The organism is Desulfocurvus vexinensis DSM 17965, assembly GCF_000519125.1.
Lineage (GTDB): Bacteria > Desulfobacterota > Desulfovibrionia > Desulfovibrionales > Desulfovibrionaceae > Desulfocurvus > Desulfocurvus vexinensis.
This window is the reverse complement of record NZ_JAEX01000001.1, coordinates 476860-503391: the sequence shown is the minus strand read 5'-3', so window position 1 is coordinate 503391 and position 26532 is coordinate 476860. Positions and strand designations below refer to the sequence as shown.

At 72.0% G+C, this 26532-nt stretch carries 23 protein-coding genes; 11 read left to right on the top strand and 12 right to left on the bottom strand.

Going from position 1 to position 26532, the window contains the following annotated elements; genetic code table 11:
* Position 1 precedes the first annotated feature (1 nt).
* The 3 genes from G495_RS0102285 to G495_RS0102275 form a co-directional block, all read right to left on the bottom strand.
* Positions 2–1891 carry a heme lyase CcmF/NrfE family subunit gene (locus G495_RS0102285; protein WP_028586482.1) on the bottom strand — a complete coding sequence of 630 codons (1890 nt, stop codon included), beginning with the start codon at positions 1889–1891 and terminating at the stop codon, positions 2–4.
* Between the two features lie 61 nt (positions 1892–1952).
* A complete protein-coding gene (locus G495_RS0102280; protein ID WP_028586481.1) occupies positions 1953–2393 on the bottom strand; it encodes a cytochrome c maturation protein CcmE in 441 nt (146 codons plus the stop codon).
* Positions 2394–2396: 3 nt separating this feature from the next.
* Complete coding sequence (locus G495_RS0102275) at positions 2397–3449, bottom strand: hemolysin family protein (RefSeq protein WP_028586480.1); 1053 nt, start codon at positions 3447–3449, stop codon at positions 2397–2399.
* Between the two features lie 311 nt (positions 3450–3760).
* Here G495_RS0102275 and G495_RS0102270 point away from each other — a divergent pair, with 311 nt between their 5' ends.
* The 4 genes from G495_RS0102270 to G495_RS17165 all read left to right on the top strand — a co-directional run bounded on the left by G495_RS0102270 (position 3761) and on the right by G495_RS17165 (position 7724).
* A complete protein-coding gene (locus tag G495_RS0102270; RefSeq protein WP_028586479.1) occupies positions 3761–4378 on the top strand; it encodes a D-glycero-alpha-D-manno-heptose-1,7-bisphosphate 7-phosphatase in 618 nt (205 codons plus the stop codon).
* On the top strand, positions 4375–5406 hold the full coding sequence (locus tag G495_RS0102265) for a glycosyltransferase family 9 protein (RefSeq protein ID WP_028586478.1): 1032 nt from the start codon (positions 4375–4377) through the stop codon (positions 5404–5406). Before G495_RS0102270 ends, G495_RS0102265 begins: the two co-directional genes overlap by 4 nt.
* Complete coding sequence (locus tag G495_RS0102260) at positions 5403–6452, top strand: glycosyltransferase family 9 protein (RefSeq protein ID WP_035250495.1); 1050 nt, start codon at positions 5403–5405, stop codon at positions 6450–6452. The genes G495_RS0102265 and G495_RS0102260 overlap by 4 nt, the downstream gene beginning before the upstream one ends.
* Before the next feature lie 285 nt (positions 6453–6737).
* Positions 6738–7724 carry a TRAP transporter substrate-binding protein gene (locus G495_RS17165; protein ID WP_051444974.1) on the top strand — a complete coding sequence of 329 codons (987 nt, stop codon included), beginning with the start codon at positions 6738–6740 and terminating at the stop codon, positions 7722–7724.
* A gap of 145 nt (positions 7725–7869) precedes the next feature.
* On the opposite strand, the gene G495_RS0102250 is transcribed toward G495_RS17165, so the two are convergent.
* On the bottom strand, positions 7870–8637 hold the full coding sequence (locus G495_RS0102250) for a hypothetical protein (RefSeq protein WP_156939544.1): 768 nt from the start codon (positions 8635–8637) through the stop codon (positions 7870–7872).
* 218 nt (positions 8638–8855) lie between these two features.
* On the opposite strand from G495_RS0102250, the gene G495_RS0102245 reads away from it, so the two are divergent.
* Positions 8856–10604, top strand: a complete 1749-nt coding sequence (locus G495_RS0102245; RefSeq protein ID WP_028586475.1) for an ARMT1-like domain-containing protein — start codon at positions 8856–8858, stop codon at positions 10602–10604.
* 257 nt (positions 10605–10861) lie between these two features.
* Here the strand turns inward: G495_RS0102245 and G495_RS0102240 are convergent, their stop codons facing one another.
* On the bottom strand, positions 10862–11200 hold the full coding sequence (locus G495_RS0102240; RefSeq protein ID WP_028586474.1) for a hypothetical protein: 339 nt from the start codon (positions 11198–11200) through the stop codon (positions 10862–10864).
* A gap of 416 nt (positions 11201–11616) precedes the next feature.
* Here G495_RS0102240 and nth point away from each other — a divergent pair, with 416 nt between their 5' ends.
* From nth to G495_RS0102220, 4 genes are all read left to right on the top strand, one after another.
* Positions 11617–12258 (top strand): endonuclease III, encoded by a 642-nt coding sequence (gene nth, locus G495_RS21530; protein ID WP_028586473.1) that lies wholly within the window; start codon positions 11617–11619, stop codon positions 12256–12258.
* A gap of 41 nt (positions 12259–12299) precedes the next feature.
* Positions 12300–13421 carry a tRNA guanosine(34) transglycosylase Tgt gene (gene tgt / locus G495_RS21525; RefSeq protein WP_028586472.1) on the top strand — a complete coding sequence of 374 codons (1122 nt, stop codon included), beginning with the start codon at positions 12300–12302 and terminating at the stop codon, positions 13419–13421.
* The gene (locus tag G495_RS17160) at positions 13418–14110 is read left to right on the top strand and encodes a YdcF family protein (protein ID WP_051444973.1); all 693 of its coding nucleotides are present in this window, start codon (positions 13418–13420) and stop codon (positions 14108–14110) included. Before tgt ends, G495_RS17160 begins: the two co-directional genes overlap by 4 nt.
* Before the next feature lie 221 nt (positions 14111–14331).
* Complete coding sequence (locus G495_RS0102220) at positions 14332–14652, top strand: DsrE family protein (RefSeq protein ID WP_281171679.1); 321 nt, start codon at positions 14332–14334, stop codon at positions 14650–14652.
* 2 nt (positions 14653–14654) lie between these two features.
* Here the strand turns inward: G495_RS0102220 and G495_RS17155 are convergent, their stop codons facing one another.
* From G495_RS17155 to G495_RS0102180, 7 genes are all read right to left on the bottom strand, one after another.
* A complete protein-coding gene (locus G495_RS17155; RefSeq protein ID WP_051444972.1) occupies positions 14655–17306 on the bottom strand; it encodes a PEP/pyruvate-binding domain-containing protein in 2652 nt (883 codons plus the stop codon).
* A 115-nt stretch (positions 17307–17421) separates the two neighbouring features.
* The gene (locus G495_RS0102205) at positions 17422–18174 is read right to left on the bottom strand and encodes a hypothetical protein (protein WP_028586470.1); all 753 of its coding nucleotides are present in this window, start codon (positions 18172–18174) and stop codon (positions 17422–17424) included.
* 2 nt (positions 18175–18176) lie between these two features.
* Entirely contained in the window at positions 18177–19448 is a 1272-nt protein-coding gene (locus G495_RS0102200) for a sulfite exporter TauE/SafE family protein (RefSeq protein WP_028586469.1), read from the bottom strand.
* The gene (locus tag G495_RS17150) at positions 19445–19933 is read right to left on the bottom strand and encodes a response regulator (RefSeq protein ID WP_051444971.1); all 489 of its coding nucleotides are present in this window, start codon (positions 19931–19933) and stop codon (positions 19445–19447) included. Before G495_RS17150 ends, G495_RS0102200 begins: the two co-directional genes overlap by 4 nt.
* Positions 19930–21690, bottom strand: a complete 1761-nt coding sequence (locus tag G495_RS0102190; protein WP_245588344.1) for a sensor histidine kinase — start codon at positions 21688–21690, stop codon at positions 19930–19932. Before G495_RS0102190 ends, G495_RS17150 begins: the two co-directional genes overlap by 4 nt.
* On the bottom strand, positions 21687–22088 hold the full coding sequence (locus tag G495_RS0102185) for a response regulator transcription factor (RefSeq protein WP_028586467.1): 402 nt from the start codon (positions 22086–22088) through the stop codon (positions 21687–21689). Before G495_RS0102185 ends, G495_RS0102190 begins: the two co-directional genes overlap by 4 nt.
* A 195-nt stretch (positions 22089–22283) precedes the next feature.
* Entirely contained in the window at positions 22284–23015 is a 732-nt protein-coding gene (locus G495_RS0102180) for a sulfite exporter TauE/SafE family protein (protein ID WP_028586466.1), read from the bottom strand.
* 203 nt (positions 23016–23218) lie between these two features.
* On the opposite strand from G495_RS0102180, the gene hypF reads away from it, so the two are divergent.
* Both hypF and G495_RS20105 read left to right on the top strand, forming a co-directional pair.
* Positions 23219–25627 (top strand): carbamoyltransferase HypF, encoded by a 2409-nt coding sequence (hypF, locus tag G495_RS0102175; protein WP_028586465.1) that lies wholly within the window; start codon positions 23219–23221, stop codon positions 25625–25627.
* Positions 25628–25718: 91 nt separating this feature from the next.
* Complete coding sequence (locus tag G495_RS20105; protein ID WP_028586464.1) at positions 25719–26486, top strand: substrate-binding periplasmic protein; 768 nt, start codon at positions 25719–25721, stop codon at positions 26484–26486.
* The last annotated feature ends 46 nt before the right edge of the window (positions 26487–26532 follow it).

Here is a 26532-nt window from a genome sequence, read left to right as displayed (position 1 = left end):
CCTATCTCCTGCGGCCCAGGGCGATGAACGGGATGAGGGACATGATCGTCCCGCCGATCCAGACCCAGTTCACCAGCGGGTTCACCGCCAGCTTGAGGGTCGCCGCGCCGGACTGGTCGTGGGCCAGCACGGTGGAGTACAGCTCGTCGCCCAGGCCCGGGATGACCGAGACCTCGGAGAACGCCTGGCGTTCGAAGTTGCGGTACACGCGGCGCTCGGGGCGCAGGGTGCCCACGGCGCGGCCCTCGCGGCTGACCTCCACCACGGCCTGGAACTTGGCCATGGCGTTGGTGGAGGACTCCTGCCCGCCCGTGTAGGTGAAGTCGTAGCCGTTCAGGCTGGCCGAGCCGCCCTGCTCCAGGCGGACCTCCACGCTCTGGGCGTAGGGCCCCGAGAAGGCCACGCCCAGGACCATCAGCGCCACGCCCACATGCACGCCGTACGCGCCCCACGAGAAGCGGCTGGCGCGCATGTGCGCCTGGGTGGCAAACAGCGCCGCGATGCCCGCCAGACACGACACCGCCGCCGAGGCGGCGATGAGCGGCAGGGCCATGCGCACGCCCACGGCGTAGAAGAACATGCCCGCCGGGATGAGCGAGACGCCCACGGCGATGAACAGCCGCTTGTCGCGCACCCCGCCCTTCCAGCCCATCCAGGGGCAGAAGACCAGGAACACGGCCATGGCCGTGAACAGCGGCAGGCACACGCGGTTGTAGAACCCGGCGTCCAGGCCCACGGGGCTCGGGCTCCACAGGTGCGAGATCACCGGCCACATGGTGCCCAGGAAGATGACCAGCGCCGTGGCCAGCAGCAGCCAGGCCGCCGCCACCAGGAAGCCCGGGCGCGACAGGAATTCGTCCAGGGGCCGGGCGCCCGCGTTGGAGGCCAGCAGGGGCGCGCCCACGGCCACCGCCGCCAGGGCCATCTGGAACACCAGGAGCACCCCGCCCACGCCGCCGTCGCCGAAGGCGTGCAGCGAGTCGATGACCCCGCTGCGCACCACGTAGGTGGCAAAAAAGCACAGCAGCAGCGTGAAGACGGCCAGAAAGACGTTGGACCGCTGCAACGAACCGCGCCGGGCCTGGATCACCGCCGTGTGCAGGAAGGCCGTGGCCCCCAGCCAGGGCAGCAGCGAGGCGTTCTCCACCGGGTCCCAGGCCCAGTAGCCGCCCCAGCCCAGCTCCATGTAGGCCCACCACGCGCCGAGCACGATGCCCGCCGTGAGGAAGGCCCAGGACACCAGGGCCCAGTTGCGCGCCCCCGTGAGCCAGCCCTCGGCGTCGCCGTCCAGCCACGCGGCCAGGGCCAGGCAGGCGGGCACGGTGAAGCCCGCGTAGCCGATGAAGAGCAGCGGCGGATGGAAGACCATGCCCGGGTTGCGCAGCAGCGGGTTCAGGCCGTTGCCGTCCGCCGGGGCCGGGGAGAGGATCAGAAACGGGTTGGTCGGCCCGGTGAGCACCAGCAGGAAGAAGACCTGCACCGCGCAGTGCATGAGCCAGAACAGGGCCTTGGCGCGCGGCGACAGCCGCCGGTAGGCGGGCGTGGCCAGGAACACCCAGCCCATGACCGCCACGCACAGCAGCCAGAACAGGAACGACCCGGCCTGCCCGGCCCAGAAGGCCGTCACGGCGTAGAACAGCGGCAGGAACTGGTCGGTGTACGAAGCCACATACTGGAAGGAAAAGTCGCGGCCGACCAGGGCGCGCAGCAGCACCGCCGAGGCCAGCACGATGAGCGCCAGGGCCACGCCGTGGCCGCGCTCGGCCCAGCGCACCGATGCCGCGCGGCTGTCGTCGCCGGGGGCGGCCAGGGCGGCCCAGGCGGCCACGGCCCCGGCGGCCAGGGTGGCGAGCATGGCCGCGACCAGACAAAAGAATCCCAGGGTCTGCATGGAGTTCCTCTTTTCGGGGTGAACCGGCCCGCAGGCCGGAGGCGGGCGCCGGGGGGCGCCGTCAGGATGTCCGGGCCTGCTCGGCCTTCTCCTCGTCGCGGATCTTCTGGTACTTGGAGGGGCATTTGGTCATCAGGGTGCGCGCGGTGAAGGCGTGCTCCCCGGGGGCCAGCCCGCCCTCGACGATGACCTCCACCCCGGGCTTGAAGGTGTCGGGCACCGCGCCGGAGTAGGAGACCATGATGGCCCGGGTGGTGTCGTCCTTGTCCAGCAGGCGGAAGGTGGCGCCCATGGTGCCGGGCCCGCCGATGAGGTCCGCCCCGTCCACCACGCCGAACAGCCGGGCGTTCTTCAGCTCGCCCTCGGGCAGGGCCAGGGCCTCGGACACGTTGACGAAATACACGCTGCTCTCGGACACGCCCGAGAAGATCAGCCAGCCCAGCCCGCCCACCAGCAGGGCCAGGGCGGCGGCATAGATGCCTGCATTGCTTTTTTTGGCCATGGTTCAGTTCCCGTCGCGGCCATCCGGGCCGTCGGCAAGATGTTCGCTGCGTTGCCGGGCCAGGGCGCGCGTATCGACGACCTCGTCGGTCTCGTCCACGATCTCCTTGCCCAGTATCTCTTCGAGCACGTCTTCGAGCGACACCACGCCGCCCACGCCGCCGTACTCGTCCAAAACGATGAACAGGTGCATCCGCGAGTCCAGGAATTTTACCAGCAGCCTGTCCAGCGTCAAGCTCTCCTGGACAAAACGCGCGGGCTTCATCAGGTCGGCCATGCGCAGGCCGTCGCGGTCCTCGGCCTGGGCCTGGAGCACCTCGCGGCGGTAGACCACGCCGACGATGTTTTCCGGGTCGCCGTCGGCAAACACCGGCACCCGGCTGTAGGGCCAGAGGTTGCCCTGGGCCCGGGCCTGGCTGACCGTGGTCTGCGCGGGCACCGAGAAGACCACCGTGCGCGGGGTCATGATCTCGTGCACCACCTTGCGGTCCAGGCTCAGGATGTTCTTGATGGAACGCTCCTCGTAGGCCTTGAGCACTCCCGAGCGCCGCGTGAGGCTGACCAGCGCGGCGATGTCCTCTTCCGTGTGCCGGGGCCCGGCGGCCTTGCGTTGCAGCATCCGGGACAAGAACCCCAGCAGGAAGATCACCGGACTGAACACCCACACCAGGATCTGCAAAGGCTTGGCCAGCACGGCGGCCAGGGGCCCGGCGTAGAGGATGCCCATGGTCTTGGGCAATATCTCCGAGAACACCAGCACGACCACGGTGAAGGCCGTGGCGAACAGCGCCATGTGTTCCGGCCCGAACACCCGCGCCGCAGCCGCCCCGGCCACCGCCGCGCCCACCGTGTGGGCCACGGTGTTCAGGGTCAGCACGGCGGCGATGGGCCTGTCCACGTCCGAGCGCAGGGCGTAGAGGATATTGCCCGCGGGGCGTCCGGCCTTGCGCAGCTGCTCGATGCGGCTCCAGGGTACCGACAACAGCACAGCCTCGGCCACCGAACAGAAAAAGGAGACACCCACGGCCAGCCCCACGGCGAGGATCAGATCGAGCATCGCACGTCCTGCATCGGGCGGCGGGCTCCGGGCACCAAGCCGCAACCCGGCGCGTCAGGGCGCCTGCCGGGAGGGAAGGGGTCGTCGCACACGGGTTCGTCCATCACCATACGTAGGCCCGATGTACCAAAGCGGCACAGCCCGCGCAAGAGACAATATTTGCACAAAAGTCCCTGACGGCGCGGCTTCCCGGGCGCGGAACAACCGGGCGCCGCCCCGGTGCGGCCCCTGCGTCCCTTGACGAAACCGCCGCCATGACACACATAGGGGCGGTATCGCCCCCCGGGGGCCCCCTCCATCCGGCAGCGCGCATGAAGCCCATCACCGACGTCATCCTCGACCGCGACGGCACCGTCATCGTGGACCGCCACTACCTGGCGGACCCGGCGGGCGTGGAACTGCTGCCCGGCGCCGGGGCCGCCCTGGCGCGGCTGGCGCGCGCGGGGCTGCGCCTGCACCTGGCGTCCAACCAGTCGGGCATCGGGCGCGGCTACTTCACCGAAGCCGACCAGCGCGCCGTGCAGGCCCGGCTGGCGGCGCTGCTGGCGGAGCACGGCGTGACCCTCGCGGGCGCGGTCCACTGCCCCCACGCCCCCGAGGAGCACTGCGCCTGCCGCAAGCCCGCCCCGGGCCTGTGGCTGGCCCTGGCCCGCGACTGGGGCCTGGACCCCGCCGCCACGGTCATGGTCGGCGACAAGGACGCCGACGTGGGCCTGGGCCTGGGGGCCGGGCTGGCGGCGGCCATCCTGGTGCTCACGGGCAAGGGCGCGGCCCACGCCGCGCGCCTGGGCCTGCCCGGGCTCGACGGCCCCTGGCGGGAGATCGCCCCCCGCGCCCCGGGCCAGCCGCACCTGCTGGCGCGCGACCTGGGGGCCGTGGCCGACTGGCTGCTGGCCCGGGGCGCCAGCGCCCGGGGGCAGCGGCCATGAAGATCGCCCTGTGGAACACGGCCTTTCTGGGCGACGCGGTGCTGACCCTGCCGCTCCTCCACACCCTGGCCCAGGGCTGCCCGGGGGCGGACATCCATTTCTACGTGCGCGCGGGCCTGGAGGGGCTCTTCGCCGCCCAGCCGGAGCTGGCGTGCGTGCACGGCTTTGCCAAGCGCGGCGGGCAGGCCGGGCTGGCCGGGGCCTACGCCATGGGCCGCGCCGCCGCCCGCGAGCGGTTCGATCTGTGGATCTCGGCCCACACCAGCCTGCGCAGCGCCCTGGTGGCCCGCTGGTCCAGCGCGCCCCGGCGCATCGGCTACGCGCGGCCCCTGCTCAACCAGTACGCCTACACCCACACCGTGGACCGCGCCTTCCACCGCCTGGACGAGATCGAACGCCTGCTGCGCCTGGCCGAACCCCTGGGGCTCGCGCCCGTGGCCGAGCCCCGGCTGGTGCTGCCCGCCCCGGCCCTGGAGCGCGCGGCGGCCTTTCTCCACTCCCTGGGGGGCGAGCCCGTGCTGGGCATCCACCCCGGCTCCACCTGGCCCACCAAGCAGTGGCCCCCGGAATACTTCACCCGCGTGCTGGAGCTGGCCCTGGCCGCCGGGATGCGCGTGGCGCTCTTTGCCGGGCCCGGCGAGGAAGCCCTGGCGCGCAAGGTACTGGCCGACGCCCGCGCCCCGCACAAGGCCGAGCGCGTGGCCGACCTGTGCGGGGCCCTGGCCCTGCCGGACCTGGCCGCGCATATCGGCGGCCTGGGCTGCTACCTCACGGGCGACTCCGGGCCCATGCACCTGGCCTGGGTCCAGGGCGTGCCGGTGACGGCCATCTTCGGGCCCACGGTGCGCCGCCTGGGCTTTTTCCCGCGCGGGCCGCGCTCCACGGTGCTGGAGGCGGACCTGCCCTGCCGCCCCTGCTCGCTGCACGGGCCGCGCACCTGCCCCCTGGGGCACCACCGCTGCATGCGCGACGTGACGCCCGAGGCGGCCTTCGCCTCGGTGGCCGCACAGATGGGGATGACGCCATGACCGCGACCGCGACGACGGCCCTGCCCGACCGCTGGCTGGTGGTGCGCCTGAGCGCCCTGGGCGACGTGGTGCTGACCACCGGGGTGCTGGAACACCTGCGGGCCACCCTGGGCTGGGAGTTCCACTTCCTGACCCGCGCGGCCTTCGCCCCGGCCCTGCAGGGGCTGCCCGCCGTGAAAAAGCTCGTTCTGCCCGAGGCCGGGGCCCTGCGCGGCGCCGCGTGGCTCAAGGCCTGCCGCGATCTGGCCGCGCGCCACGAGGGCTTCGGCCTGCTCGACCTGCACGGCACCCTGCGCTCGCGGGCCCTGGGGGCCCTGTGGCGCGGGCCGGTGCTGCGCCACCCCAAGTTCGCCGTGCAGCGGCGCCTGTACGGGCTGACGCGCGGCGAGGGGCTGCGCGCGCGCCTGGAGCGCCTGAACGTGCCCCAGCGCTACGCCCTGGCCGTCCTGGGCGAGGCCCCGCCCCGCGAGGCCCTGCGCCCGGTGATCCACCTGCGCGAGGACGAGCTGGCCTACGGGCGCGACCTGGTGGCCGGGTTGGGCGACGACGTGCCCGTGTGCGCCCTGCACCCCTACGCCACCCACGCGGGCAAGCGCTGGCCCACGGGCCACTGGCAGTCTCTGGCCCAGCGCCTGGCCATGGTCGGCTGGAAGACGGTGGTCATCGGCAGGCATCCCGCGCCGCTGTTCGCCGTGGACCCGCCCGAGGGCACCACGGACCTGACCAACGCCACGGACATCCGCCAGACCTGCGCCATCCTCGCCCAGTGCCAGGCCCTGGTCACCGGCGACTCGGGGCCCATGCACCTGGGCACCGCCGTGGGCACGCGGGTGGTGGCCCTGTTCGGGCCCACGGTGCGCGCCTGGGGCTTCGCGCCCAGCGGCCCGCAGGATGTGGTCATCGAAACGCCCCTGCCCTGCCGCCCCTGCTCGCTGCACGGGGGCCGGGGCTGCCGCCGGGGCGAGCAGTGCATGCGCGACATCGACCCCGACACCGTGGCCCGGGCCGTGCTGGTGCGCCCCGGCCCCGAGGGCGGGGCCGCGTAGCCGCAGCGCGCAACGGCGCCTGCCGCGCGGCGCACCGGGCAGTCCCCCCTGGTGTCGCAGAGGAAATCCGGGCGGCGCCCCCCGTCCCGCCCTTCCGCCATCCCCGGGCGGCCGCCCGAAAAACGTGCCACCGCCCGCCCCCCCCCCGGCGCGCCGGACCACCGGCCCGGGCCCCGGGCGCGCCGGAAAACCGCCAGCCACCCCTTTACCCCGCGCCCAAGGCGTGGCATGGTTTTCCCAGGAACTGCGGTTCCGGGCGGGCCGGGAACCCGCCCCGGAGGTCTCATGACACGCATCCTCGCCGCGCTGCTGTGCGCAACCCTGACCCTGGCCCTCGGCACCCGCCCGGGCCGCGCGCAGGAAGGCGCCCTGCTCCTGCACTCCGTCTATCCCGCCCACAGCCTGCATACCCGCGCCGCCCAGGCCCTGGCCGACGAGGTGCGGGAGAGCACCGGCGGCGCCGTGCGCATCCAGGTGCTGCCGGGCGGCGTCCCGGGGCTGCGCGGGCCGGACCTGCTGGAGGCCGTGCGCGGCGGCACCCCGCCCCTGGCCAACATGCTCATGGGCGAGGTCTCGCGCACGGAGCGGGCTTTCGCCATCAGCACCCTGCCGCTGCTGGCGCGCTCCCTGGCCGACGCCAGGCGTCTGCACGACCGCTGCCGCCCGCTCTACGAAACCCTGTGCGCCCGCTGGGGCCAGACGCTGCTGCTGGCCGCGCCCTGGCCGCCGTCGGGCCTGTTCTCGCGCTGGCCGGTGCATACCATGGCCGATCTGGCCGGGCTGCGCCTGCGCGTGTACGACACGACCATGGCCGGGTTCTTCGCCCGCGCCGGAGCCCGGCCCGTGGACCTGCCCTGGGTCGATCTGCTCTCGGCCCTGCACGGCGGCGCCGTGGACGCCGTGCTGACCTCGCCGACCTCGGCCGTGGACGTTGCCCTGTGGGAGCACCTGCCCCACTTCCTGGCCCTGGACCTAGCCTACCCGCTGAACATGCTGACCATCAACACCCAGGCCCTGGACGCCCTGGCCCCGGGGCACCGCGCGGCACTGCTGGACGCCGCCGCCCGGGCCCAGGAGCGGCTGTGGCTTGAGGTCGAACACGAGGCGGCCCAGAGCCTTGCGGCCATCCAGCGCCACGGGGTGGTCGTGGTCCGGCCCGACCCGTCCCTGGAACCGGCCCTGGACGCCCTGGCCCAGGACATGCGCCGCGAATTCCTCTGGCGCGCCGGAGAGGACGCCGCCACCGCCATCGAAGCCTACCTGCGGCCCTGAGCGGCCACGACCGCGCGCCCGCCCCGGTTCCCCGCAGCCGCGCCCCCGGCGGCGCACCCGCCCCCGCGCAGCCCGGACCAGCGGCCCGCTGGCTCCTCAAACGCACTGCCTAAGCGACCCGGGAAAAGGCGTTTCCCGGCAGCCGCTAGGGGTCCGACACCAGCGACAGGGGCCTGCCGCCCTCACGCTGGATGAAGCAGTGCTGCACCACGTAGAGCCCGGGCCCCTCCCCGGCCCAGCTCCCGTTGCCGGACACGGCCTCCCAGTACTCCCCGTAGCGCCGCGAATACTCCTTGGCCACGATCTCGTCGCCGCGTCGGCTGGGCTCGGGCAGCCCGCTGCGCGCGGCCTCGCGCCGGAATTCCTGGAAGTGCATGTCCTCGCTCACGCTCTCGAAGACGAAGGCCAGGGGCGCAACGATGGGGATGAGCGGCGCGCCCGCCGCCACGGTGAGCACGACCTCGCCCGCCAGGCCCAGGCCCAGGCGCCCGAGCCTGCCGCTGCGCGCGTCGGCCAGCTCCTGCTCCGTGGCCGGGCGGAAGGCCAGCACGATGCGGCAGCCGTAGATCTGCTGGAAATTCTTCTCGACGTGGTAGTACTTGAGGGCCTGGGAGATGAACCCGGCCACATGGCCGAGGTAGACCCCGTGGGGCAGGTGGACGGTGCCCTCGCCCTGGTCGCGGGCGTGGAGCAGGCAGCCGAAGAGGGTGTCGGGGGTGCCGCGACCGTCGCTTTGGCCCTGGCGGCAGGTCACGTCCACGTAGCCCCAGCCCGCGGGCAGGGAGCCGGGGTCGCGGTGGGCCAACTCGGGCGGGGCCGTGCCCTGCGGCTCGTAGCCCGCGATGGGCGGTTTGGCGCAGCCCCCGGCCACGGCCAGCAGGGCCAGGGCCAGGGCCAGCAATGCCAGGCGCACTGCGTTGCGGGCCGGAACGGCGGAGGAAACGGGGCGATGCGTTTTCACGGTGCAGGGTATCCGGCGACACGGTTCCTGGTGCGCCCCGAAAATAGCACACGCCCCCCGGGGGCCACAACTCCGGCGGCGCCAACCCCCGGAAAAAGATTCAACTCCTGGCGGTTTACACGTATCGTGGCCCGCGAAACACGGCAGAAACGCAACCCACAGGAGCGACAATGACCCCCGACTACGGCTTCACCTCCGTGGCCAACCTGCGCTACGGGCGCTCGCCCCGGCTAGACGCCTGGCTCTTGCACTTCATGACCGAGAACAATCTCGACCACGCCATAGACCCCGAAAAGAACGCCTCCCCGGAGCAGATCCGCTTCATGGTCGCCCTGCCCGACGAGCAGTCGGTGTACGGCCCGTTCTCCGACCGGCGCCTGCCGCTGCTGCTCAGTTCGCGCATGGACGCCGGGCTGCGCCGCGAATACCACGAGAAGTGGGTCGCCCTGGTGAGGCTGGTGCGCCGCTTCGTGGGCGACCGGGCGCTGCGCAAGCGCATCCTGCTCCTTTGCAGCCACAAGTACCGCATGATCCAGGCCACGCCGATCATCATCCCCTCGCGGCTGATGAAGCGTTTCATCACCATCTTCCTGTCCCTGTGCGGCGAGGTGGACCCCTACCGGGGCATCAAGGCCCGCTACAACGCCCAGGCCCAGGAGGCCGTGGAGTCGCCGGAGCTGGACCGCATGCTCAACGTCTGCCCCGACGGCGCCCTGGCCTGCCGCCGCCTGTCCGATTTCCGCTTCGACCTCGACATGGTCGAGCTGACCCGGCTGATGATCCTTTCCACCCTTTCCGGGCTGTGGACCGGGCCCTACTACCAGGCCGCCTGCGAGACGATCCGCGACAAGGACCTGGAGGACCAGCGCGCCACCCGGCTGCTGGCCGAGACCTTCACCCGGGGCCGGAACAAGGGCCTGAAGGTCCTCTACATCCCCGACACCTCCGGCGGGCTGATGCTCGACCTGCGCATCATCCGGACCCTGATCCGCCAGGGGCACCGGGTCATGCTGGCCCTCAAGGAGGGCTTCCACTTCGACGGCCCGACCTTCTGGGACCGCTTCCACGACCCCGTGCTGCACCGCCAGCTCGACGGCGCGCACTTCATGGAGGACAACCGCGCCAGCAAGAACGCCCTCCTGCGCGCCCTGCGCGAGCACCCGCTGCTGATCATCTCCGACGGCACCCGCGAGGAGTTGAACTTCTACCGCACCAGCGTGACCTTCGCCCGGGCCTGGAAGGAAGCCGACCTGGTGCTGGCCAAGGGCGAGCCCCAGCACCGCCGCCTGCTGCGCACGGCCCAGGAGTTCACCCGCGACATCCTGTGCTTCCACCGCGACGAGGACGGGGCCTTCAGCCTGCGCTTCAAGCCCAAGGCCGAATCGGTGGTCAAGTTCAGCGAGGGCGAGCTGCTGGGCAAGGCCGAGGAACTCATCGCCGCCATGCGCGAGGCCCGCTCCCAGGGCCAGACCGTGATGTTCTACAGCGCCATCATCGGCTCCATCCCCGGCCAGACCTCCATGGCCATCAAGGTCGTGGACACCTTCGTGCGCGACCTGCGGGCCAAGCTGGAGCACGCCTATATCATCAACCCCGCCGAGCACTTCGAGGAGGGCATGGACGCCGACGACCTGATGTTCATGTGGGAGACGGTGCAGCGCAGCGGGATGATCCAGGTCTGGCGCTTCCAGACCGCCCAGGACATCGAGCGCAGCTTCGAGCTCATGGGCAGCCGGGTGCCGCCGGTGTGGGCCGGCAAGGACTCGACGTTCTCCACCGGCTGCACAAAGGAGATGCGCATCGCCCTGGACATGCAACGCAAGTACCCGGAGATGCAGATCATCGGCCCGACCGCCGAGCGGTTCTTCCGGCGCAGCGAATACGGGGTGGGCAAGTTCAGCGACCAGGTGCTGGGCTAGCAGCCCCCGGGGCGGCGGCGAAAAAAAGGCGGCCCGCACATCCTGTGCGGGCCGCAGCGGCGCCAGTGAACGGGCGCCCAAAGATGCCGCATGCCCGGGTCCGGGATTCCCTGACATGCGGCGACGGTCGGCCCTATGCCTCCCGTCCTGCCAATGCCGTCCCCCGCAGGGCGGGGGGAAATTTAGCTGCCGCCGCGCGGGTCCGGGATTCCCGCGCGGCGGCCAAGCGGCCAGCCCATTGCCGGCCGCCAACCCACTCAGTTGCCGATGGCGCTCTGCAGGTCGGCCATGCCCACGGACAGCGGCGTGCCGAAGTCCACGAACACGTCCTCGCCTGCGGCCCAGACCACGCGACCCTGAAGGTTGGTGGTCTCGGACAGCAGCCGCAGGTCGAGCACCACGCTGTCGCCCACGTTCAGGCCGCAGTAGGCCACGCCGCGCTGCTTGCGCAGCCGGGCGCCGCCGGTGTGCACGTTGACCAGGGAGATGGGGCGCCGGGCGTCACAAGCCGAAATCTCGCTGCTATGATTGAAAGCGAAGGCCATCAGCCGGATGCGCGCGTTGGCCGCTCTTTCGTAGTGCTCGGAATGTCCCATGGTTTTCCCTCCCCTTGCGGTCGCGTCCTGCGTGCCGCCTGTTCAGACTTGCCCAGGACATATCAAGGAGCGTACCAAAGCGGGGCCGGGAGCATAAAATCCCTGGCAAGCCTGTGGGGTGCCGATTTTCAGGCCACCCCCTTGCGCGCGCCCGGCAGCACGGGCCAGCCGCTCCGTCCAATCCAAATGGATTGACCAGCCAAAATAGACAACGCCGTCCACCCGGAGTTGACAGCCAGGTGCTCCCGGGGCCACCCTCCGGGCCACGCGCCCCGCCCCCTCTCTGCCGCCACGGCGCGGGGCGCCGGGCCCGCGCCGCCCCGCGCGCCGCCCCTTGCCCCCGGGGGCGTTTGTCCGTATGGTCCCGCCTGCCGGGCGCGGCGGCCACAGCCGCGCCCGACCCCCGAGCCACCCCTATGAAAACCAAGGACCGCGCCCTGGAGATCGTGGCCCGCCTCAGGCGGCGCTACCCCGACCCCCGCTCCGAGCTGCACTGGGAAACCCCCTGGCAGCTCCTGGCGGCGACCATGCTCTCGGCCCAGTGCACCGACGCCCGCGTCAACGCCATCACCCCCGAGCTGTTCCGCCGCTGGCCCGGCCCCGAGGCCATGGCCCAGGCCGATACGGCCCAGGTGGAAACGGTCATCCATTCGGCGGGGTTTTTCCGCCAGAAGGCCAAGAGCCTGGTGGGCGCGGCGCGGCTGCTCATGGAGCGCCACGGCGGCCAGGTGCCCGCGGCCATGGCCGACCTCACGGCCCTGCCCGGCGTGGCCCGCAAGACGGCCAACATCGTGCTCGCCAACGCCTTCGGCCTCCAGGAGGGCGTCGCCGTGGACACCCACGTCCGGCGCCTGGCCGGGCGCCTGGGCCTGACCCGCAGCCAGGACCCCGCACGTATCGAAAAGGATCTCATGGCCCTGGTGCCCCGGCCCGACTGGGGCGACTTCAACCACATGCTGGTGCTCTTCGGGCGCCAGGTCTGCCCGGCCCGCTCGCCGCGCTGCGCCGCCTGCGAGCTGGCCGACATCTGCCCGAAGCGCGGAGTGAAGACGACGTGATCACGCAAGAGACTCTGACCCCCGCCGAGGAGCAGGCCGCCCTGGCCGCCCCGGGCGATTTCCAGGTATTCGCCACCGAGGGCCGCGCCCGGCTGGGCGCGCTGCAAACCGCCCACGGGCTGGTGCGCACCCCGGCCTTCATGCCCGTGGGCACCGTGGGCAGCGTCAAGGGCGTGGACCCGCGCGACCTGACCGAGGTCGGCGCGCAGATCATCCTGGGCAACACCTACCACCTCTACCTGCGCCCGGGCGACGAGGTGGTGGCCCGGCGCGGCGGGCTGCACCGCTTCAACGGCTGGCATGGGCCGATCCTCACCGATTCCGGGGGGTTCCAGGTCTTCAGCCTCTCGGAGCTGCGCCGCATCACCCCCGACGGCGTGGAATTCCGCTCGCACCTGGACGGCTCGAAGCATTTCTTCTCGCCCGAGAAGTCCATCTCCATCCAGCAGAACCTGGGCTCGGACATCATGATGGTCTTCGACGAGTGCGCCGCCGCCGGGAGCCCGCGCGACTATGTGGTGCGCGCCCTGGAGCTGACCACGGCCTGGGCCCGGCGCTGCCGCGAGTTCCACGAGCCGGGCCGGGGCGGCCAGCTGCTTTTCGGCATCTGCCAGGGCGGCTTCCACGAGGACCTGCGCGAGCGCAGCATCGAGGAACTTTCGGCCATCCCCTTCGAGGGCTACGCCCTGGGCGGGCTCTCCGTTGGCGAAACCAAGCCCGAGATGCTGCGCATCCTGCGCCACTCGGCGCCCCTGCTCCCCGAGGGCAAGCCGCGCTACCTCATGGGCGTGGGCACGCCGCTGGACATCCTCGACGGCATCGAGGCGGGCATCGACATGTTCGACTGCGTGCTGCCCACGCGCAACGCGCGCACGGGCACCCTGTTCACCTCCCAGGGCCGCGTGAACATCAAGCGCGCCGAGTACAAGGAGGACGACGCGCCCCTGGACCCGGCCTGCTCCTGCTCCACCTGCCGGACCTTCTCGCGGGCCTACCTGCGCCACCTCTACGTCAGCCGCGAGCTGCTCGCCTACCGGCTGAACACCATCCACAACCTGGCCTACTTCCTGGACCTGGCGCGCGGCGCGCGCCAGGCCCTGCGCCAGGGGCGCTTCGCGGCCTACAAGCAGGCCGTGGAGGCCGTCTACGGAGTCAACGCATGACCGCAAGCACCCTGCGCCGCGCTCTAGGGCGGCTGTTCATGGTCACGGGGGCCCTGGGCCTGGGGCTGCTGCTGGCCGGGGCCGGGGCCGTGGCCGTGGTCGGCGGGCTGCTCTGCGTGCAGGACGAACCCCGCTCCGCCGAGGCCATGGTCGTGCTGGGCGGGCAGTATTTCCGCCCCGTCCACGCCGCCCGGCTCTACGCCCGGGGCCTGGCCCCGGAGGTCTGGATCTCGCGCCCCGAGACGCCCCCCGAGGCCACCCTGCTGCCCCAGGTGGGCGTGGACCTGCCCCCGCAGGAGGAGATCTACCGCCGCCTGCTGGTGCTGCACGGCGTGCCCGAGGCGGCCATCCACTTCTATGGGCGGGAAGTGCAGAGCACCGCCGAGGAGGCCACCCTGCTGGCCCAGGCCCTGCGCGCCCGGCCCCAGGGCCCGCCGCAGACGCTGCTGGTGGTCACCTCGCCCTACCATGTGCTGCGCGCGCGGCTGATCTTCGAGGCAGCCTTCCCGGGCACGCAGGTGCTGGCCGTGGCCACGCCCGACGAGCCCTTCCCCCGGCGCTGGTGGAGCAGGCAGGGCAGCGCGGTGCGCGTGGTCAACGAGACGGCCAAGCTGACCTGGTACCTGCTGGGCGGCCGCTTCTCCTCCTCGGCCCCGGCCCCGGCGCCCGCCCCGGCCCCCGGCTCCTGACCCCGCGCGGGCGCCGCGCCCGCCCGCGCCCGGCTTTTTCTCTCCTGCCCGGCGCCCGCGCCTCCTCCGGCCCGGCGCCCGCCCGCTGGCCTCGCGCACGGCGTCCGCCCCCGCGCCTGCCCGCCCCCGCGCCCGCCCGGCGCCGTCCGGCCGCGCCGTCTTGACCCGGCGTGGCCTTTGCCATAGGTTTTTACTATCCAATCCCAGGAAAAGGAGAGGCCATGAAAATACTGCTGCACGTCACGAGCCCGGACCCCGAAACGCGCTGGAACGCGCTGCGCTTCGCCAACCTGCTGCTGAACAAGGACGAGGACGTGACCATCTTCCTGGACGGCCCGGCGGTGGACTACTGCGCGGGGGACTGCGAGGCGCTGAGGCTGGCGGTGCAGGCCAAGACCTTCGCCCTGTCCGAGGGCGTGCTGCTGGCCTGAGGCAAGAGCATGGGCATCCACGGTGTGGATGCGGACGACTACCTGCGCAAATCGACCCAGATCGAACTCTACGAACTGCTCATGGCCGCGGACAAGGTGCTGTCCTACTAGCCTCAGGCCATGGTCTTGCGGCTGGAAGGCCGCAGGGCGGGCAGGATGCGGTAGATATCGGCCAGGATCTTCTCGCGGTGGGCCATGGCGGCGGCCTGGTTGGCCATGATCATGTCCAGCTGGCGGGTGTGCATGGTCAGGTAGCCCAGCAGCTTCAGGCGCTCGCCGATGAGCGGCCTGGGCATGCCTTCGTAGCGCGACGACAGGCTGTCGCCGCGCACCTCGGAATAGAACCCGAACTGCTCCAGGATGCCCGCGATGAACACCGCCCGGCGCCTGCGCCGGGCGTGGTCCGCCGCGCCGCCCGCAAAGCGGAAGTTGATGTAGTTCTGCGACGGGCTGTCGGTGACCAGGGCCTCCACGGTGGAGAAGTGGAACCCGAAGCGTGATTGCAGGTTGCAGTAGTTGCGGGTGATCATGAAATAGTTGCGGTTGGCGAACTTGCTGCGCAGCACGGGGTTGAGGGCCGGGTTGGTGGCCGCCTCGAGCACGATGGTCATGAAGCCCCGCGCGTCCACGCGCGGCGGCCCGGCCCAGGGCACGGCGCTGATGCCGTCCCACAGGGCGAGCATGGGCATGGAGCGGATGTCCTCCAGGTCCACGTAGGGCCCGTCGCCGTTGCCGTCGATGCCGTCCTCCAGGTCCATGACCCAGAACTGCACGGGCACGCCGTCGCGCAGCTGCTTGCCCGGGCAGTCGCCGTGCTCGCGCTCCTGGCTGCTCTCGAACATCTCGGCCACGGACTTCTCGTGGCAGAAGCGCGTGATGTCGTGCAGGGTCGAAACGTTGCAGGCCCGGAACTCCGGGGCGTCGGGGTCGGTCAGGTTCAGGGGCACGATGAGCCTGCTGACCTCCTGGAGCAGGGCGTGGACCGGGCTGCCTTCCATCAGGTTGCGGCGCGGGGCCGCATGGCGCAAGAGCGCCTCCACGCAGCCGGGATAGACGGCGCCCGCGTCGGCGTCCACCGTGGCCACCTGGCCGTCCTGCACCGCCGCCATGGCCCCGGCGGCGCCGGTGATCATCGGCACCCCGAACTCGCGGGCCACGTTGGCCAGATGCCCGGTGACGCTGCCCTGCTCGGTGACCACCGCCGAGGCCCAGTTGAGCAGCGAGGCCCATTTGGGCAGGGCGAAGCGCGCCACCAGCACCCCGCCCTGGGGGAAGCGCAGGGCGTCGGGGTCGCGCTCCACCACATGCACCGGCCCGCAGCCCACCCCGGGCGCCGCCGTGACCGCGCCCCGCACCAGCGGCGTGCCGTGGTCCGACGGGTCGCGCCGGGGCGCCGGGGCGCCGCCCTCGCGCGGCGGCACGGCCACCGACAGCGGGCGGCACTGCAACAGCGAGAAGCCCCCGCCCCGCTCCAGGGCCCATTCGATGTCCTGGGGCGAGCCGTAGTGCGCCTCCAGCAGCACGGCCAGGCGCGCCAGCTCCACGGCCTGGGCGTCGGTGAGCGAGGGCCGCGCAACCAGCTCGTACTCCTGCTCCAGGGCCACCACCCCGGCCTCGGGGCGGCAGACGTAGACGGTGCGCTTGTCCGCCACGCGCCGCTCGCGCACGCGCATGGCGCCGTCCGGCCCCTGGCGCTCGACCACGAAGCGGTCGGGCGTACCCACGCCGTCCACCACCAGCTTGGGCAGGCCCCAGGCCGAATTGATGACCACCGCGTCGTCGCGCACGTTGAGGGGGCTGCGCGAGTAGATGACGCCCCCGGCCACGGGGTCGAGCATGACCATGGCGCCGACGCACATGGCCGCGTCGGAGTCGCGGATGCCGCGGTTGAGGCGGTAGGTCAGGGCCGGCAGGCTGTACATGCTGGCCACGACCTCCTTGTAGGAGCGCACGAGCTGGTGCCCGCCGACGTTGAGGATGGAGCGGAACTGCCCGGCGAAGGAGGCTCCGGCGGCGTCCTCGCCCAGGGCGCTGGAGCGTAGCGACACGCGCACCCCCGGGCGGGTGGCCTGCTCCAGGCGCTGGTACTGCCCGATGAGCGCCTCCACGAGGGCGTCGGGCAGCGGGTGGTCCACGATCAGGCGCTGGATGGCCTCGGAGAGTTCGAAACGCTCGCTCATCTCCTCCACGCGGGTCAGCAGCAGCAGCTTGCCGATCTCGTCGCGCAGGCCCTGGTGGGCCATGAAGGCCTCGAAGCCCCGCGCCGTGACCACGAACCCCGGGGCCACGGGCAGGCCGATGCGGTTCTTGATCTCGCCGACGTTGGCCATTTTGCTGCCCACCCAGTCGGCCATGGACTTGTCCACCTCGTCCAGGGGCACCACCAGGGGCGCGTCGCCCGCGCGCTGCCCCGATTCCAGCAGGGCGCTGATGCCGCGGCGGATGTCGTCGAAGCGCTCGGCCAGCACGCTGTAGCGGCCCGGGGCGATGCCCTCCAGGTGGCGGATGATCTCCTCCACGTTGACCACCACCGTGGTGCATTTGGCGCGGATGAAGGACATGCCGAACACCCGCCGGCCCCGGCGGGCGTCCTCCATGTCGGTCATGGCCTCCAGGGCCTTGGCGTTGGCCCCCAGCAGGCGCTTGAAATGCTGGAACTGCATGGAGCACGTCTGGCGCGCGCGCTCCTTCTCCCGCTCGGTCTGTTCGCGGTTGGCGCCGCTCAGGGCCAGGTGCCTGTCCAGCCATTCCGTCAGCCAACCCATGTCGCTCCCTCGCCCGGCGGGCCAAAGACCAGGGCCGCCGCCCCGGGAATGGGGCGGCGGCCCGTCAATGCGGGCCAGGGCATCATGCCCCACCGGCCCGCCGGGGTCAAAGCCCCTAGGCCTCCTTCTTGTGGCCCTTGCTCATGACCAGCCCCAACCCCTCGAAGAAGTAGAAGATGGTCATGCCCCACCACAGGGTGTAGATCACGTAGAACACCAGCGAGAAGGTCAGGATGCCCGCGCGCGAGCCCGCGCTCTCGGGGGTGATGCCGTAGTAGTTGTAGCCGACCTCGACGCCCTTGGCGATGACCGAGTGCACGGCCTTGGCCAGGGCCACGTTGTCCTTGCCACCGGCCAGCTTCAGCTCGGCGTCCACGGCGGTAAGCGCCTTCCACCAGATGAACAGCGCCTCCTTCTCGTCCATGCCGTGGCGCGCGGCCACCTCCTGGCCCCGGTTCTCGAACAGGGCCTCGGCGTCGGCCAGGGCCGCGCCAAGGATGGCCCCCAGGTCGCCCGAGAGCGTCACCGTCTCGCCCTGGGCCTGGGCCTGGGCCACGGTGCCCAGCACCTGGGCGGCCTTGGCCGCCACGTCGGCGCCGACCACGGCCACGTCCTCGTGGCCCTCGGCCTTGCCGTCCACGAAGGTCAGGGTCAGGGCCAGGGGCGTGCCCTGGTGCTTGGCCGCCGTGGCCTTCAGGCCCGGGATGTAGTTGCTCGACCCCTTGGAGATGGAGTTGAACAGCCGGTCGGAGGCCTTGAGGGCGTTCTCGCCGTTGAACAGGGGGCTGAACATGGCCAGCAACAGGCCGAAGAAGACCACGGCCATGAACAGCGACAGCATGAGCTTTTTCTTGTTGGGAGCGGCCATGGCTACGCTTCCTCCTTCAGCTGCTTGAAGCTGGTCAGGAACTTGCCGATGACCCACACCGCGAAGATGCCGATGACGATGAAGAACAGGATGTTCCCCACCACGTCGAACATGTGGTACAGGCCCGGGTTGTGCGGCAGCTGCTTCATCTCGGCCAGCTTGCCCGGCAGGGCGAAGAGGCGGTTGACGAAGCCCGCCATGATGGACAGGGCGTAGAAGCCACGGATGTAGATGCCGGGCACCACCTTGGTGGCCATGGCGCCGATCTGGATGCCCAGCAGCGAGCCGATGAGCATGCCCATGGCCAGGGTGTAGAAGATGAACCCGTACACCGCATACTGGGCGATGGACGCGTACCCGGCGGTGAAGATGATCTGCAGGATGTCCGTGCCCACGGTGGTGAACGAGGACACGCCCAGGATGTACACGAACATGGGGAAGGTCAGGAAGCCGCCGCCCACGCCCATGATGGCCGCCGCGAAGCCGACGATGGAGCCGCACACGGCCACGAACAGCGCGCTGATCTTCTTGCCGCCGGGGGTCAGGTCCTCGTCAAAGGTGATCATCGGCGGGATGTTCTTGGACTGCAGGCGCTCGGGCAGGGATTTGCCGCCGCCAGCGGAGCCCGCCGCCGGGCCGCCGTGGGCGTCGCCGCCCCCGGCCTTGCGCATGCGCAGGAAGTCCGTCATGGCATAGATGCCCAAAAAGCCCAGCAGGAACACGTAGATCACGCTGATGAACGTGTCGGAGAGCACCGGGTTGGTCTCGTACAGGGCGCGGTTGATGACGCCGCCGCCGGTGACGCCCACGCCCGCACCCACCAGGAAGGCCACGGCCAGCGCCACGGAGACGTTGCCCAGCTTCTTGTGGATGGCCGTGCCCATGATGGCCTTGGCGAAGATGTGGAACAGGTCCGTGCCCACGGCCAGGATGCCCTTGACGCCCGCGCTCATGAGCGCCGGGGTGATGATGAACCCGCCGCCCGCGCCGATGCAGCCGGTGATGAGCCCGGCGCACATGCCGATGACGATGGAGACCCCGAAGATGGCCGGGGTGTAGTAGGCCGGGCTGTAGGCCTTGTGCCCGCCCAGGATGCCGGGCAGCTCCGGCGCGGCGATGGCCAGGCCGCCCAGGATGACGGGCACTACCATGGCCGCCAGGATCCACATCTTGCGCCTGCTCCCCAGGATGTTCCTCGAGGTCTCCAGGTCCCACTTGGCGTAGGCCATGGAGCTTTCGAGCATGGTCTGGTAGAGTCTTCTGCCGAGTTTCATTCCCTTTGTTCCTCCGGTGTTGGATGCTTTGGATTTTCGCTGTGCCCGCGTGCGTCCTGTTCCGGCGGGGCGGGGCCCGCCCGGGTGTCCTGCCCGGCCACGGGGGTCCGGGGCTCCCTCCTGCCGGGTTGCGAGGCCACGGCCGCGCCGATGGCCTCCATGATTTCCTCCAGCCCGCAGGGCTTGGCCAGGCACTGGCAGACCCCGCCCCCCGACCCGGGCATGGCCCGGGGCGTCAGCAGGACCAGGGGCATCTCCGGAGCCACGGCCCGCAGGGCCGTGAACGGCTCCAGCCCATCGGCCACGGGCAGGGCCAGGTCGAGCACCGCGCAGTGGAACTCGTCGCGGCGCAGGGCGCGCAGGGCCTCGGCCACGGTGACGGCGCCCACGGCCCCGATCCCGCGCCGGGCCATGCGCCGGGCCAGCACGTCCAGATGCGCAGGTTCGCCGAGCACGAGCAGCACCCGCAGCCCCGGCCCGCTCACGCCTGGCCCTCCCCGACGGGCAGGCGCACCAGGAAGGTGGTGCCCTGGTTCAGCTGGCTTTCCACCTCGATGTCGCCGCCCATCTTCTTGACGATGCCGTAGACGATGGACAGCCCGAGCCCGGTGCCCTTGCCCACGGGCTTGGTGGTGAAAAACGGCTCGAAAATGCGCCCCAGGTTGGCCTTGGGGATGCCCTCGCCCTGGTCGGCGACGCCCAGCAGCACCCAGGAGCCCTCGCGGCGGGTGGACACCCGCACCAGCCCGCCGCGCGAGCCCGTGGCGTCCACGGCGTTGTTGATGAGGTTCAAGAGCACCTGCTGCATCTCCGAGGGCGAGGCCAGCACCGGGGGCAGGTCGGGCGCCAGGTCCAGGGCCAGGTCCACCCCGCTGTAGCGGGCGCGCTTTTCCGACAGGCCCACCACCTCAGAGACCACGGCGTTCACGTCCAGGGGCCGGGCCACGGGGTCGATCTTGCGCGCGAAGGAGAGCAGCTTGTGGGTGATCTCGCGGCAGCGCCGCCCCTGGGTGCGGATCTGGGTCAGGGATTTCTCGATGTCGGCGCGGTCGGCCTCGGGCAGCTCTAGGTCGGCGCACACATCGCCCACCCAGCCCGCCTCCTCGAGCATGATGGCCACGGGGTTGTTGATCTCGTGGGCGATGCCCGCCGCCAGTTCGCCCACCGAGGCCATCTTGCCCGTCTCGATGACCTGCTCGTTCATCACGGCCTTCTCGGTGTCGGCGGCCTCGATGGAGCGCACCACGCGCGCCGACAGCCACAGGCCCATGATCACGATGGCCGCCGCGCCCAGGCCGAGGATGATCAGGACGTGGCGCCGCGCCGTGTGCAGGCTGGCGTAGGCGTCGGCCCGGGCCTGCTGGTAGACCAGCAGCCAGCGCCCCTGCTTGAGGGGCGTCATGACGTAGATGGTGTCCGTGCCCTGGGGGTCGGGGCGCTCGAGCACCTCGACGGCCCCGGGGCCCGCGTCGCGCATGAAGGCCGGGCCGAAGCCCCGGCCCTGGGCCGGGCGCGCGGCGAACTTGTCCAGCTCCCCGGCCAGCCAGTCGGTGTCGGGCAGGGCCGCCCCGCGCGGCGAAGGGGTCTGGAAGCGGCCCTGGCCGTTGACGATATACGCCGTACCCGTGCGCCCGATGCGGATGCTCTCCACCAGGGAGTTGAAGGCCACGAAGTCCACCGTGGCGCGCAGGATCCAGTGCTCGTCGCCGCGCTTCTGGCGCACGGCGATGATGAAATGCGGCAGCCCGCGCAGGCCCAGGAACACGTCGCTGATGAAGACCTCGCTCTGCATGGCCTCGCGGAACCATTCGGCCTGGGAGTAGTCGGCCTGGCCGAGGCGGAAGGGGCCCTCGTAGGCCTGCTGCACGCCCCGGGCGTCCACCACGCCCAGGTCCACGAACACGCCCTGCAATTCCTCCTGAAGCAGTTGCAGCTCGCGGCCCAGGCGCCCGGGGGCGCACAGCTCGTCGAAGCTGGCCGAGCGGGCCAGCATGCGCAGCTCGCCGCGCTTCTCGTCCAGGAAAAAGTCGATGAGCTGCTGGTGCTTCTGGACCACCTCGCGCAGCTGTTCGAGCACCTTGGCCTCGTAGGACTCGCGGAACTGGGAGCTGCTGATGGCGCCCACCAGCACCAGCGGCGTGAGCGAGACCAGGATCACGATGGCCGCGATGGCCCGGCGCAGGGTGCGGTAATATTTGGGGGAATGCAGGTCTTCCGGGCTCAGGCGCATGGCGGTCCTCACTGGGGATCGGGGCCGGGGGCCCGCTGCAACAGAGTCCATGCGGCGTCCAGCAGGGCGCCGGGGTCGCCGGTCTTTTCCACCACCGCCCCGGCCAGGGGCAGGGCCGGATGGTCCGCAGCCTCGGGCATGAGCGCGTGCAGCACCAGCGGGCGCAGCGCTTCGCCGCCTGGCCCGCGCAACCCCTCCTCCAGGAAGGGCAGCTCCAGGTCCACCACGAACATGTCGGGCCGGGGCTCGGCCCGGGCCGCGCGGCGCAGCTCGGCCCCGTCGGCGGCCTGGACCGCCAGCCAGCCCCGGGCGGCGAATTCGCGCGCCAGGAACTGACGGATGCGGGGGTTCTTCTCGGCCACCACCACCAGGGGGCGCCGGGGGCCGGGCTCGGGTACAGGCTGGGTCATGCCCGCGGCGAAGCAACGCCCATGCCAGGGGACCCTGGCAGCGGAAGTAAATTTATAGCCTTGGATTCAAAGGAGAAAAGAGCAGGGACACCCAGGCAGCCTGCGCCCGGAGGGCCCCGGCGGCGGCCCGGGTGTCAGGATTTTTTACACCCTGTAAACCCGCGAAACGAGGAGGGGAAAAACGGAAGGGCCGGGCTAGGCGCCCAGGCTGCGCACGAGCATCATCAGCCCCAGGGCGAAGATCAGCCCCGTGAACAGCGAGCGGTAGCCGCCCTCGCCCAGGCGCAGGTAGAGCCGCCGCCCGGCCAGCACCCCGGCGACCATGAACGGTGCGCAGACCAGGGTCATGCGCGCCACCTCGGGCGTGACCAGCCCGCGCCAGGCCTGGGCCAGGGCCACGAACAGCCCGGTGGTGAAGAAAAAGCCCACCAGGGTGGCCTTGACGCGATCCTTGTCCCACGGTTGCAGGGACACGTAGACCAGGATGGGCGGGCCCTGGGAGTTGAGCGCCCCGCCCAGGCACCCGGCCATGAACCCGGCCCCGGCCATCCACAGCGGCCCCACCGCGCGCGGCACGGGCCGCGCCAGCCACTGGTAGAGCGCGTAGCACACCAAAAGCGCGCCCAGGGCGCCCTGGAGCCAGGCCACGGGCAGGGCCGTGAGCAGCCACACGCCCACGGGGATGCCCGGCAGGGTGGCCACGGTCAGCGGCACGACGCTCTTCCAGTCGGCCCGGAAGCCGTGCTGCCACAGGATGATCAGGTTCAGCCCCTGGGCCAGCAGCACCAGCGAGACCACGGCCAGCCGGAAGTCGATGATCCAGGCCAGGATGGGCAGGGCGAAGAAGGCGAAGCCGAAGCCCACCGTGCCCTGGATGAAGGCGGCGACGAGCACCACGAGGGCGACGAGGGCGGTGGTGGACAGCATGAAACCTCGCTGGGACCGGGACGCGCGGGCCGCGACGTGCGGGGCGCGCACGGGCGGTCATAGCGCCGCCGGGGGCCGGAGTCCAGCGCCGGGGCGGCCCTTTGTGCGCCAGCGGCTGGACAGCGCGGCGGATTTGGTTCTACATCAAGGGCCCCGGGGCGCCGCCGCCGGGCGCGGCCACCCAGAAACCACCGGACCCGAGCATGCCAGACCACGCCAGCCCCCCCGCCGCCCGCAGGCGCCTGACCGTCACCGGCGCCGTGCAGGGCGTGGGCTTCCGGCCCTTTGTCTACCGCATCGCCCGCGAGCACGGGCTGACCGGCGGCGTGCGCAACGCCCCCGAGGGCGTGGTCATCGAGGTCCAGGGGCCGCCCGGGGCCGTGGCGGCCTTCGAGGCCGACCTGACGGGCAAGCTGCCGCCCCTGGCCAGCATCGTGTCCTGCGACCGCCAGGAGCTGGCGCCCGTGCCCGGCGAGGCGGAGTTCGCCATCCTGGCCAGCACGGCGGGCCAGGGCCACAGCGTGCTCATCAGCCCCGACACCGCCACCTGCGCCGACTGCCTGGCCGACATGGCCGACCCCGCCGGGCGGCGCCACGACTACCCCTTCACCAACTGCACCAACTGCGGCCCGCGCTACACCATCACCCGCAGCGTGCCCTACGACCGGGCCACCACGTCCATGGCCTGCTTCCCCCTGTGCCCGGACTGCGCCCGCGAATACGCCGACCCCGGCGACCGGCGCTTCCACGCCCAGCCCAACGCCTGCCCCGTGTGCGGCCCGCGCCTGTGGCTGGCCGACGCCCAGGGCGCGGAGCTGGCGCGCGGGGGCGAGGCCATCGCCGCCGCCGCCCGGGCCGTGGCCGGGGGCGCCCTGCTGGCCATGAAAGGCCTGGGCGGGTTCCACCTGGTCTGCGACGCGGCCAGCGCCCGGGCCGTGGCCCTGCTGCGCGAGCGCAAGCACCGCTACGGCAAGCCCCTGGCGGTGATGGTGCCCGACGAGGCCGGGGCCCTGGCCCTGGCCCGGCTGGACGCCGCCGCCCTGGCCCAGCTGACGGGCCCGGCCCGGCCCATCGTCCTGGCCCCGGCGCGCCTGCCCTCGCCCCTGGGCCCGGCCCTGGCCCTGCTGGCGCCGGACACCACCGAGCTGGGCCTGATGCTGCCCTACACGCCGCTGCACCACGTGCTTTTCAAGCGCTACGCCCAGGCCCGGGCCCAGGCGCCCGCCCCGCAGGGCGATGCGGACCCCGGGGCGCCGCCCTGCCCGCCCGCACTGGTCATGACCTCGGGCAACCTGAGCAGCGAGCCCATCTGCACCGGCAACCGCGAGGCCCTGGCCCGGCTGGCCGGGGTGGCCGACCTGCTGCTGCTGCACGACCGCGACATCCTCATCCGCTGCGACGACTCGGTGCTGCGCGTGGTGGACGACGGCGGGCCGGACGGTCCCGCGCCGCAGTTCCTGCGCCGGGCGCGCGGGTTCACGCCCGCCCCGGTGTTCCTCTCGCGCCCGGGGCCCACGGTGCTGGGCGCCGGGCCCGAGCTCAAGGCCACCCTGTGCCTGACCAAGGGCGACCAGGCCTTCGTCAGCCAGCACATCGGGACCATGGAGAACCTGGAGACCAGCGCCTTCTACGCGGAAATGGCCGCGCACCTGGAGGACATCCTGCGCGTGCGCCCCGTGGCCGTGGCCCACGACCTGCACCCCGATTTCATGACCACGGCCCTGGCCCGCGACATCGCCGCCGCGCACGGCCTGCCGCTGTTCCCCGTGCAGCACCACCTGGCGCACATCCACGCCGTCATGGCCGAAAACCGCTTCGACGGCGCCGTCATCGGCCTGGCCCTGGACGGCACGGGCCTAGGCGAGGACGGCACCCTGTGGGGCGGCGAATGCCTGCTGGTGGACAACCAAGAGCCCTGCCACGAGCGCCTGGGGCACTTCAGCCCCGTGCGCCTGCCCGGGGGCGAGGCCGCCATCCGCGAGCCCTGGCGTGTGGCCCAGGCCTGCCTGCACGCCCTGGGCGTCACCGAGCCCATGGGCCGCCCCTGGCCCTGGCTGGCGGCCCACGGCCCGGCCTCGGCCCTGGTGGGCCAGATGCTGGAGCGCGGGCTGAACTGCCCGGCCACCACCAGTTGCGGGCGGCTCTTCGACGCCGTGAGCGCCATGCTCGGGGTGAAGCTCACCGCGGGCTACGAGGCCGAGGCGGCCATCGCCCTGGAGGGCGTCCAGCGCGACCTGGGCGACGACCCGGGCTACGACGTGCCCCTGCGCGGCGCCGCCCAGCCCGCCCGGCTGGACACCCTGGCCCTGTTCGCCCAGGTGCTGGCCGACTGGGAGGCCGGGGTGCCCGCCGGGGTGGTCAGCCGCCGCTTCCACCTCGGGCTGGTGCGCGGCCTGGCCGACATGGCCGCCGCCCTGGCCGCCGCCACGGGCCTGACCCACGTGGCCCTGTCGGGCGGGTCGATGCTCAACCGCACCCTGGCCACCCTGCTGCCCCGGGCGCTGCGCGCGCGCGGGCTCCGGCCCCTGGTCCACCGCGCCCTGCCGCCCGGCGACGGCTGCATCAGCCTGGGCCAGGCGGCCCTGGCCCTGCGCCTGCTGGAGCGAAGTTGAGCAGCGCCGCACTGCGGAATTGTCAGCACCGTCCAGGATGTGATACAGATCATCCGAAGCCCCTCCAACCGCAACCAGACCCGGACAACCCATGCGCCGCGCCTCCGCCCTCCTGCCGCTGCTGCTCTTCGCGTCGCTCTTCGCCCCCGGCTCCGCCACGGCCCGCGCGCTGACCCTGGCCACCCTGGACTGGCCGCCCTACATCGGCCACGCCCTGCCCGGGCAAGGCTATGCGGCGGCCCTGGCCCGCGAGGCCCTGGGGCGCTCCGGCCACGAGGTGCGCTTCGTGTTCCTGCCCTGGCTGCGCGCCGTGCAGGGCACCCGCGCCGGGTACCACGACGGGTACATCCCGGCCTACGCGGACGAGGACCAGGGCAGGGATGTCCTGTGCGCGGGGCCCTTTCCCGGCGGCCCGCTGGCGCTCTTCGCCCGCGCCGGATCGACCCTGACCTACTCCGGCATCGAGGACCTGCGCGGCCTGCGCGTGGGCGTGGTGCTGGGCTACAAGAACACCCCGGTCATCGACAAGACGCCCTGGCTCGACCGGCAGCAGGCCGCCGACGACCTGACCAATTTGCGCAAGCTGCTGGCCGGGCGGGTGGACGTGGCCGTGGCCGACGTCTACGTGGCCGCCTATCTGGCCCCGGAGCTGGACGGCGGGTACGCGGCCCTGCGGCTGGTGGTCGTGCTGGAGGAAAAGGATCTGGCCGTCTGCTTCTCCACCGCCCTGCCGGACCACGAAGCCCTGGTGCGCGACTTCGACCGGGGCCTGGACGCCATGCGCGCCGACGGCACCCTGGAGCGCCTGCAATGCGCCCACGGCTGCGCCGTACAGGGAGGCCCCGGCCTGCGGCCCTGACCCGCCGCCCGGCCCCCGCCGGGCGCCCTTGCAATCCGGGAAGCCA

Bases quoted from the DNA above. Each gene is read 5' to 3' on its own strand.
- G495_RS0102280 (WP_028586481.1), bottom strand. From the start codon at position 2,393: ATGGCCAAAAAAAGCAATGCAGGCATCTATGCCGCCGCCCTGGCCCTG.
- hypF (WP_028586465.1), top strand. From the start codon at position 23,219: ATGCCAGACCACGCCAGCCCCCCCGCCGCCCGCAGGCGCCTGACCGTC.
- G495_RS0102260 (WP_035250495.1), top strand. From the start codon at position 5,403: ATGACCGCGACCGCGACGACGGCCCTGCCCGACCGCTGGCTGGTGGTG.
- G495_RS0102270 (WP_028586479.1), top strand. From the start codon at position 3,761: ATGAAGCCCATCACCGACGTCATCCTCGACCGCGACGGCACCGTCATC.
- G495_RS0102245 (WP_028586475.1), top strand. From the start codon at position 8,856: ATGACCCCCGACTACGGCTTCACCTCCGTGGCCAACCTGCGCTACGGG.
- nth (WP_028586473.1), top strand. From the start codon at position 11,617: ATGAAAACCAAGGACCGCGCCCTGGAGATCGTGGCCCGCCTCAGGCGG.
- G495_RS17160 (WP_051444973.1), top strand. From the start codon at position 13,418: ATGACCGCAAGCACCCTGCGCCGCGCTCTAGGGCGGCTGTTCATGGTC.
- G495_RS0102240 (WP_028586474.1), bottom strand. From the start codon at position 11,200: ATGGGACATTCCGAGCACTACGAAAGAGCGGCCAACGCGCGCATCCGG.
- G495_RS17165 (WP_051444974.1), top strand. From the start codon at position 6,738: ATGACACGCATCCTCGCCGCGCTGCTGTGCGCAACCCTGACCCTGGCC.
- G495_RS0102265 (WP_028586478.1), top strand. From the start codon at position 4,375: ATGAAGATCGCCCTGTGGAACACGGCCTTTCTGGGCGACGCGGTGCTG.
- G495_RS0102185 (WP_028586467.1), bottom strand. From the start codon at position 22,088: ATGACCCAGCCTGTACCCGAGCCCGGCCCCCGGCGCCCCCTGGTGGTG.
- G495_RS0102205 (WP_028586470.1), bottom strand. From the start codon at position 18,174: ATGGCCGCTCCCAACAAGAAAAAGCTCATGCTGTCGCTGTTCATGGCC.
- G495_RS17155 (WP_051444972.1), bottom strand. From the start codon at position 17,306: ATGGGTTGGCTGACGGAATGGCTGGACAGGCACCTGGCCCTGAGCGGC.
- G495_RS0102275 (WP_028586480.1), bottom strand. From the start codon at position 3,449: ATGCTCGATCTGATCCTCGCCGTGGGGCTGGCCGTGGGTGTCTCCTTT.
- G495_RS0102200 (WP_028586469.1), bottom strand. From the start codon at position 19,448: ATGAAACTCGGCAGAAGACTCTACCAGACCATGCTCGAAAGCTCCATG.
- G495_RS0102285 (WP_028586482.1), bottom strand. From the start codon at position 1,891: ATGCAGACCCTGGGATTCTTTTGTCTGGTCGCGGCCATGCTCGCCACC.
- G495_RS0102180 (WP_028586466.1), bottom strand. From the start codon at position 23,015: ATGCTGTCCACCACCGCCCTCGTCGCCCTCGTGGTGCTCGTCGCCGCC.
- G495_RS20105 (WP_028586464.1), top strand. From the start codon at position 25,719: ATGCGCCGCGCCTCCGCCCTCCTGCCGCTGCTGCTCTTCGCGTCGCTC.